Source organism: Streptomyces sp. NPDC053560 (genome assembly GCF_044544605.1).
In the GTDB taxonomy this organism is placed as follows: domain Bacteria; phylum Actinomycetota; class Actinomycetes; order Streptomycetales; family Streptomycetaceae; genus Streptomyces.
In genome coordinates, this window is the sequence record NZ_JBITXI010000004.1 from 585,789 (window position 1) to 591,788 (window position 6,000).

Sequence of the window (6,000 nt, forward strand, 5' to 3'; positions counted from 1 at the left end):
CCGCTCACGGCCAGCCCCACCGCTCTGACCTGCTAGAGCAGGCCCTCGAAAGGTCCCATGAGTGTGTCTGGCCCGTCGGTGGCCCGCAGCCCGTCAGATCGCCCCCTCAGGCCGGCATGAGCGCCTCATGGCAGTTCATCTACTTCCATGCCGTGTGCACAGGGCTACCTATCCGCAAGCCCCCATGGCAGGGGCGGATGTGGCTGGACACGTGGGTGCAGCTGGGCAGACGCCCCGGCTGTTGCCGCGGAGTGGCCGGCGTCCGGACCCTCGGCCCTACCGGCACCCTTCCGGGTCTGCCGCCCCAGCGAATTCACCTTGCCACCCTGACAGCTGATGGGTGCCGGTCCCTGCCGGTCTAGTGTATGGTCGTGCCGACGGCAACACGAAAAGGAGGACAAAATGACCGACGTGGACTCGGAGGGCCCCCCGGACTGGCGCGATGCCTCCGCTGGGGGCGGCCTGGTACGCGCGGCAGCGTGGCTGCTGCAGGAGGTCGGGGAAGGGGAGCCCTTCACCAAGGCCGAGCTCCGGGCCGCCTTCCCCGACATCGCTCAGATCGACCGGCGGGTGCGAGATCTTCGGGACTACGGCTGGATCATCGACACGAGCCGGGAGGATCCGAAGCTGAGCCAGGACAAGCAGCGGTTCGTAAAGCGCGGCCTCGACGTCTGGGACCCGGAGCAGCGCAAGCTGAAGCCGACCGCCAGCAGCCGCGGCCTGCGCACATCGTCCGTACCGCAGACCGGGGAAGCTGCTGGAGCAGATGCCGAGGAGCTCGCGAACCAGGTGGCTGCACTGACCGCCCGGGAGCGGACACGCCTGCTGGCGTGGATCACGATGGGCGAGCGCCCGAAGACCTCACTTGAAGAGCTCTGGGAGCAGTACCTCCAGCTCCCGCCCGCCGGGAAGCAGAAGCTGGCCCTCCAGCTCGCACGCCTGCTGGGCGAGGACTCCCAAGGGGAGGCCGCAGGCACCTCCCCTACATAAACTCCGCCGACCCCGCCCCACGCCTGCACAGCAATGAGCGGGGCCGACGGATGCCACATCCCTTAACAGAAAGGTGGCACATCCCATGATGACTTATCCCAATCCCCCGCAGGCCGACCAGGTCCCCAATCCGCATCCCCTCCAGGTCGTCATCCTGATCATCCTGCTGTGTTTCCGGGCCGGATACGAGGCTCCGGAACTGCAGCAGGTGCTCATGGCCCTGGCTGTGGTGCTGGTCGCTGTCGCCGCAATGCGGGTTCCCGCCGCGGCCTGAGACCCAGCCGGGGCTAGTAGACAACTGAAGCCGTGAGGACTGGGCGGCCCGTTGAGCTGTGGACCACACGTGGGCCAGGCCGCGGGCCGCCCAGGAGCATCCAGCCCCGTTTCGGCAGACCTGCCGGTCTCGGGGCTGGGAGAAATCTGGGAGAAGATCTTCTCCCGCTGGCAGATGCAGACGATGTCAGGCCAAGCCATACCAACGTTCTGACCTGCCCCTTTGACCCCGGCGCCAGGGCTTGATCGTTACCGGACCTCATTCGAGACGAAGAGGTCGTGGATTCGGGCCTCCGTCACCGACTGAACAAGCACCGGGTCAGCCTGGTTGTTCGAGGACAGTCAGGGTTGGGTGGCCCCCTGGGGCCCCCTGGGCAGGTAGTCCCGGTGGGGAACGCGGGGATCAGCGGGTGCCACGGCGGGGACGTCCCACTCGCTCAGGAGTGCTTCGACTGTGTCGTGCGCGACTGGGCCGAGGGCCAGGCCGGGTTGACATCCGGCCTGGCCTTCGCTCTCTCAGGCTGCGAGTCGCTGGTGGATGGCGCCGGCGAGGGCTCGGGCGAGGCCCACGGGCACGGCATTGCCGATCTGCCTGGCGATGTCGATTTTGGTGCCGTGCCAGCGGTAGTCCTCAGGGAACCCTTGGAGGAGGGCCGCCTCGAAGTGCGTGATGGGGCGGTGTTCGTGAGGGTGGAGGTAGCGACCCTTTTCCGGCTTGTGGAACTCGGTCCGGATCGTCACGGAGGGAGAACCCGAGCGGAGCCGCCCCATCACGTCTGCCGATCCACTGCGGTGCTGGTCCCAGGACTGAGTGCTGAGGTAGGTCTTGTGCCCTTCGATCTCCGCATACTTCCCGGTCAGGTCGTGGCGGTTTCCTCCCGGGGGAATTGCGGCGTAGCGGGCAAGCGAGAGCGGCCTGGGGGTGCGGCCGAAGTGCAGCTCGGTGGTCCGGTACGGGCCGGGCAGGCCCTCAGGTGTGCGGCGGCCCGGAAGCTCTGTGCCGGTGATCGCCAGCTGTGCTGACCGGTTGAACACCACGTCCACGGGCACCCACTGCGGCAGAGCCGCTGTTCCGTCAAAGAGCACCAGGTCAGTCTTGATCTCGGGGAACCTGGTGTGTGTCGGGGCAGGGTGGTGCAGCGGGGCGCCGAGGTCCCGGCGGGTGGCGAGAACGATCACGCGCCTGCGTGCCTGGGGGACGCCGTAGTCGGCCGAGTTGAGCAGCTCCGTCTTCAGGGTGTAGTCCTCCAGGAGGCCGCCCGGATGCGTGGCAGCTCGCAGGCGGTCGCACTCCCGGGACTTGAGGAACCGGTCGACGTTCTCCATGACGAAGATCTTCGGCCTGACGACGGCAACGACCCTGAGGTATTCCTCCCAAAGGCCATTGCGCGGATCATCGAAGTTCCCCCGGTTAAGCGCCGAAAAGCCCTGGCAGGGAGGACCGCCGGTGATGACGTCGACGTCGTCGGCGAACGGCTGCGGGTCGAAGTCGGCGATGTCGTCGCAGATGAGCTTGTCGGGCTGGTGGTTCGCCCCGTACGTGGCTGCTGCACGCTGGTCCTTCTCTACGGCGGCAACAGAGCGGAAGTGCGGGGTAGTTCCGTCCGCGTTCGCATACGACCGGAAGCCCTCGGTGAACCCGCCGCAGCCGGCGAAGAGGTCCATCACCCGCCAGGGCGTGCTGTGCTGTCGTGGGAGGTCACCAGGCGTCATGTGTAAATCCTATGGAGCACCACTGACAACACGCGCCCCACATGGTTGCTGGGACGCTTGCTGCACGGCCAACTCTCCCGATCCAGAGCGCGGCCGGGAGTGTCAGAGGGGGCTGGTAGATGTTGGCGCATGACACTTCCTGTTGCTCCCGAGCCGCACGTGCCGTTCGCAGACCTTGGCACCGCCGATCTGGTGGTGGACTCGCTCTACGCCGGCGGCGCCAGGGGAAACAGCGGTGACGACCCGATCGCCAAACTCGTGCCCGGTGTGGGAAATCAGGGTGGGTTCCGGCACAAGGGCTCCCCGGCAAAGGGCACGGTTCGCCTCTCCGTCCTCTACACCAACGGTGGAGAGGTGGACTGGCCTGACCACCTCGACACTCAGACCGGGACGTTCACGTACTACGGGGACAACAGGACGCCGGGGAGGGATCTGCACGACACCCCGCGTGCCGGAAACCAACTGCTTCGGGACGCCTTCGCGGCCTCACACGGCACCGCTGCCGAGAGAGCTGCTGGCGTTCCCCCCTTCCTGCTGTTCGAGAAGGCCGGCACTTCTGGCCGGTCGGTGCGATTCCGCGGACTGCTTGCTCCTGGCGGCCCCACGCTCACCTCTGATGACGAACTGGCTGCGATCTGGCGCACTACCGATGATCAGCGCTTCCAGAACTACCGGGCCCGCTTCACGGTGCTCGACCACGACCGGATCCCCAGGGAGTGGCTTCAGCATGTGCTGGCCGGCAGTGATCCGCTGGCTGGCGATTGCCCTCCGGCATGGCGGAGCTGGGTTGCAGGCCGTACCTACAGTCCGCTGCTGGCGCCCTCCACCACCGTCATCAGGTCGAAAGCTGGCCAGCTGCCCGAAGATGCCGAGGGGCAGGCCACCCTCGAACTGATTCGAGAGCACTTCCGCGGCCGCGAGCATGACTTCGAAAGCTGCGCGGTGGCGATCTGGCGTCTTGTCGCACCGAATACGAGCAGTGTTGATGTCACTCGCCCCAGCCGTGACGGCGGGCGGGATGCTGTCGGCATCTATACCCTCGGCCCCAAGGCCAATCCCATTGCCATCGACTTCGCCCTGGAGGCGAAATGCTACGGGGCTACCAGCTCTGTGGGGGTGAAGGAGGTCTCGCGGCTGATCTCCCGGCTGCGGCACCGCAACTTCGGGGTGCTGGTCACGACGTCGTACTTCCACAAGCAAGTCCAGGAAGAGGTCCACGAAGACGGCCACCCGATTGCCCTCATCTGCGGCCGGGACATAGTCGACACCCTGCGCGAACACGGCCGGACCACCGTCGGTGCCGTGCGCCAGTGGCTGGAGCAGGGCTTCCCCAAGCCCTAACGGCGTGAGCGAGCGGGCGACGTTCGCAGCTGACATCAACAGCGGGCGACGGTGGGCCCGCTTTCCAATCAGCGCAGGTTGAGCAGCATTGCGAGGGCGTGCGACGCGACACTCCAAGCGCCTCCGCTGGGCCGTCCCTGGGCCGTCCGGAGGCGGCCCGAGACGGCCAACGACAACCAACATCAACGGCTCGCTAGCTGGTCAGACGGCCCTCACTTGGCGTCCGCGCAGGCTCTCCTGACGCCTCATCAGTTCTAGTTATAGTGGGCAATGCACGCGACGGCGTGCGGGCCGAGAGGGGCGATGGCATGCCGCACGTGATCGACCACCGGGGCGGGGTGTGGAGCATCGCCGTGCCCATACCGGACAACCCGCTGGGGCACACCCTCGTGCACCTGCTGGAGACGGACCGCGGTCCGGTGCTCATCGACACCGGCTGGGACGACCCGGACTCCTGGGACGCGCTCGCCGCCGGGCTCGCCGCCTGCGGCACCGCCGTCACCGACCTGCACGGCGTGCTCATCACCCACCACCACCCCGACCACCACGGGCTGTCGGCGCGGGTCAGGGAGGCGTCCGGCGCCTGGATCGCGATGCACGCCGCCGACGCCGCGGTCGTCCGGCGCACCCGCGAGGCCGAACCGGGCAGCTGGCTGGCGTACCTCATCGACAAGCTGACCGCGGCGGGCGCACCCGAGGAACACCTCGCGCCCCTGTACGCGGCCCGCGCCAAGGGGCGCACCCGCGCGCTCCCCGAGAACCGGCCCGCGCTCCCGGACCGCGAGATCGTCCCCGGTGAGCTGCTGGACCTCGCGGGGCGGCGGCTGCGGGCCGTCTGGACACCGGGGCACACCCCCGGCCATGTCTGTCTGCACCTGGAGGAGGCGCATCCGGCGGCGCACCCCGGTAACGGGCGCCTCTTCTCCGGCGACCACCTGCTCCCCGGCATCACCCCGCACGTCGGCCTGTACGAGGACCCGGACGACGCCACCGTCACTGACCCCCTTGGCGACTACCTCGACTCCCTGGAGCGGATCGGGCGGCTCGGCGCCGCCGAGGTGCTGCCCGCGCACCAGCACGCCTTCACGGGCGCGGCGGAACGGGTCGCGGAGCTGCTCACCCACCACGAGGAGCGGCTCGGCGGCCTGCGCGCGCTGCTCGCCACGCCGCGTACCCCCTGGCAGCTCGCCGAGGCCATGGAGTGGAACCGCCCCTGGGAGCGGATCCCGTACGCCTCGCGCACCATCGCCCTCTCCGAGGCCGAGGCCCATCTGCGGCGCCTGGTGAAGCGGGGGCTGGCGGAGCCGGTGCCGGGCTCGGCCCCGGTGGCGTACCGGGCGGTGTGAGGCACCGGCCGTCCGGACGCGAGGGCGTACGGGCGGCCGTACGCATCCCGTACGTGCCGGGAGCCGGCCGCTACCCGCCGGTTAAAGTGTTGCGACAAGTTCATTCGTGCCCGACCGGGGGAAGCCGGTGGAAAACCGGCGCTGACCCGCAGCCGTGAGCCCTGGTGCGCAGCCGTGCGCCGGAGCGAGCCGGAACACCCGGCGGGGCACACCCAAGGCTCCCGCGTGCCGGGCGGCCGCCCGTCAGCGGCCGCCCGGCACGCGGCCCCGGCGGGGGATACGGAGCTGAGCCCCGGGCCCCCGCGCCGCGCGCGAGGCGCGGGCGTGGTGCGGCGGA

5 protein-coding genes and 1 riboswitch are annotated in these 6,000 nt (G+C 68.9%); of the genes, 4 read left to right on the forward strand and 1 reads right to left on the reverse strand.

The features are described 5' to 3' along the window. Positions 1-402 precede the first annotated feature (402 nt). Positions 403-990 (forward strand): hypothetical protein, encoded by a 588-nt coding sequence (locus ACIGQF_RS12360; RefSeq protein ID WP_399708499.1) that lies wholly within the window; start codon positions 403-405, stop codon positions 988-990. An 85-nt stretch (positions 991-1,075) separates the two neighbouring features. After that, positions 1,076-1,264 carry a hypothetical protein gene (locus tag ACIGQF_RS12365; protein ID WP_399708502.1) on the forward strand — a complete coding sequence of 63 codons (189 nt, stop codon included), beginning with the start codon at positions 1,076-1,078 and terminating at the stop codon, positions 1,262-1,264. A 515-nt stretch (positions 1,265-1,779) separates the two neighbouring features. On the opposite strand, the gene ACIGQF_RS12370 is transcribed toward ACIGQF_RS12365, so the two are convergent. Continuing rightward, complete coding sequence (locus tag ACIGQF_RS12370; protein ID WP_399708505.1) at positions 1,780-2,928, reverse strand: DNA cytosine methyltransferase; 1,149 nt, start codon at positions 2,926-2,928, stop codon at positions 1,780-1,782. Positions 2,929-3,105: 177 nt separating this feature from the next. Here ACIGQF_RS12370 and ACIGQF_RS12375 point away from each other — a divergent pair, with 177 nt between their 5' ends. Both ACIGQF_RS12375 and ACIGQF_RS12380 read left to right on the forward strand, forming a co-directional pair. Beyond that, a complete protein-coding gene (locus ACIGQF_RS12375) occupies positions 3,106-4,317 on the forward strand; it encodes a restriction endonuclease (RefSeq protein ID WP_399708508.1) in 1,212 nt (403 codons plus the stop codon). Between the two features lie 308 nt (positions 4,318-4,625). Continuing rightward, entirely contained in the window at positions 4,626-5,663 is a 1,038-nt protein-coding gene (locus ACIGQF_RS12380) for an MBL fold metallo-hydrolase (protein ID WP_399708511.1), read from the forward strand. 117 nt (positions 5,664-5,780) lie between these two features. After that, a riboswitch (cobalamin riboswitch) is annotated at positions 5,781-5,863 on the forward strand. Positions 5,864-6,000: the final 137 nt, after the last annotated feature.